General features: G+C 64.6%; 1 protein-coding gene. It reads left to right on the forward strand.

Annotated features, from left to right (window positions below; genetic code table 11):
* Positions 1-2,234: beta strand repeat-containing protein (locus tag MAXJ12_RS37795; RefSeq protein WP_008838947.1), on the forward strand; the 2,234-nt coding region annotated here is incomplete at both ends.

Here is a 2,234-nt window from a genome sequence, read left to right on the forward strand (position 1 = left end):
CGCCGTCTCAGGCAATGGCGACGTCGGGGTCGTAATCGACCCGATCACGGCCGATGTCGTGCTCACCTCGATCACACATGACGGCGGCACGTCCGGCGTCGTGCTCGATGCGGTCTCCGGCAGCTTTACCGTGACTGGCGAAACCACAATCTCGAACACCTCCGGCCCGGCGATCGTGATCTCCGACTCGCCGGCCGAGATTCGGTTCGCTGACATCACGATCGCCAGGCCGGGCGGCGACGGCTTGACCTTTGCCGGAACCAACGGCCCGGTCGTGGTCGGCGATCTCGTCATCACCGAACTCGGGGCCGGCAATGCCGGCCTCGATTTTTCCGGCAGCCGCACCAACTTTACCGCGCAATCGGTGAACATCACCGGCACCGGGGCAGCCGGCTCGACCGGCATAGATCTCTCCGGCACGCTCGGCGGCTCGTCGATCGTCATCACGGCCGGCGTCACGATCGCGGGCGTCGAAACCGGGATACAGCTCGGCGTAAACGGTTCGGGCGGCGCGACGGCGAATGCCAATTTCGTCTTCGGCGGCGGCACGATCGCCGGCTCGACTGCGGCGCTCGACGCGCGCGGCCTGAACCCGCTCGCCGGCACATACGCATTCGGCTCGACCGTGTTCAACGGCGCGCAGCTATTCGACTCGGTCAACATCATCTTCGTCGGCTCGGCCGCCACCGGTGCCGGCGACGGTTCGTCCGTCAACGATCTGGCGACCATCGCAACGGCGGATGCCAATGGCGACACCGACGCCGTTTTCGTGCTGGTCAATGACGGTGGAGTCGTCGACGATGCCGACGGCTTCACGCTTGGCAACGGCCAGACGCTCGCTTCGTTCGCCGACGGCGCGGAATACGCACTGGGCGGCGTACCGCTCAACGTCACCGGCGACAATGTGGAGCACGGAGCGACCCAGGGCGATCCAACCGGCAATGGCGCTGCGACGCTGACCAATCTCGGCACCGGCAACACCGTCATCCTGGGCGACGGCACCGTCATTGCCAACATCGACATCTCCAACGGCGCCGGCGGTTCCGGCATTTTTGGCGACGGCGTCGATGGCGCGACGCTGACCAATGTCACCGTCGATGGCGCCGGGCTGCACGGTGCTTCTTTCACCGGCACCACGACGAACGTCAGCGCCACCAATTTCACGGCCACGGGCAATGGCGGCTCCGGCCTGGTTATCGACAGCGACGGGACGTTCAGTTTCACCGGCACGACACTGCTCTCAGGCAATGCGGATTACGGACTGACCGCATTCGGTGATGGCGCCTATGCGTTCGACACACTGAATGCATCCAACAACGGTATTCTCGGCATCGAGCTGATTTCGGCCGGCGGCGGTGCCTTCCGCACAACCGGCGGTACCGTTTCTGGCAACACCGTCGGTGGCATTGCCGCCTTGGGCGCCGACCTGGATGTCGTCCTCTCCAGCCTTTCTCAAGACGGCGGTCAATTCGGCGCGACTCTCGCAGGGGTTTCCGGCGAATTTGTCATGACCGGCGCAACCACTGTAGCCAATACCTCAATCGGTGGTCTGCAAATTGCCGACAGCTCAGCCGAGGTCACATTTGGCGCCGTCGCCATGAGCAATGTCGGCTTCGGCGGCGGCATCGCGATCCAGCGTTCCGCAGGGGTGGTGACGTTTGGTGGCCCCGTTTCCATCGATCAGTCAACGAGCGTCGGGATCGGGATCGACGATTCCACGGGTCCGGTGACATTTTCGGGGCCAGTGGAAATTGCCCGCACGTCCGGCTATGGCATTGCTCTCGGCCTGTTCGGAGGCAATTCCGGCGCGGTCACGTTTGGCGACGTGACCATTGACCAGGCATTCGGCGGCATCTCGGCCGGAGACACCAACGGCGACATCGCTTTCGGCAACGTCGAGATCACCGGCATGGATGGCGGCGCGGGACTCGACCTCGCTCTAAGCTCCTCGACCTTCACTGCGGCATCGCTCGACGTCACCGGCACGAATGTGGCCGGCAGCACCGGCATCGATTTGTCGGGCACTCTGGGCGGGTCGGTCACCATCACCGGCGGCGGCGTCATCCAGAACGTCGATACCGGCGTACAGCTTGGCACGAACGGTATCGGCGGAGCGACGGCGAATACCGCGTTCGTGTTCGGCGGCGGTTCGATCGAGGCTACCATCGCCTCGCTCGACATGCGCGGGCTCAATCCGGGCAGCGGCACCTATTCCTTCGGCGCCACGACGCTCA

The organism is Mesorhizobium alhagi CCNWXJ12-2 (assembly GCF_000236565.1).
Taxonomy (GTDB): Bacteria; Pseudomonadota; Alphaproteobacteria; order Rhizobiales; family Rhizobiaceae; genus Allomesorhizobium; species Allomesorhizobium alhagi.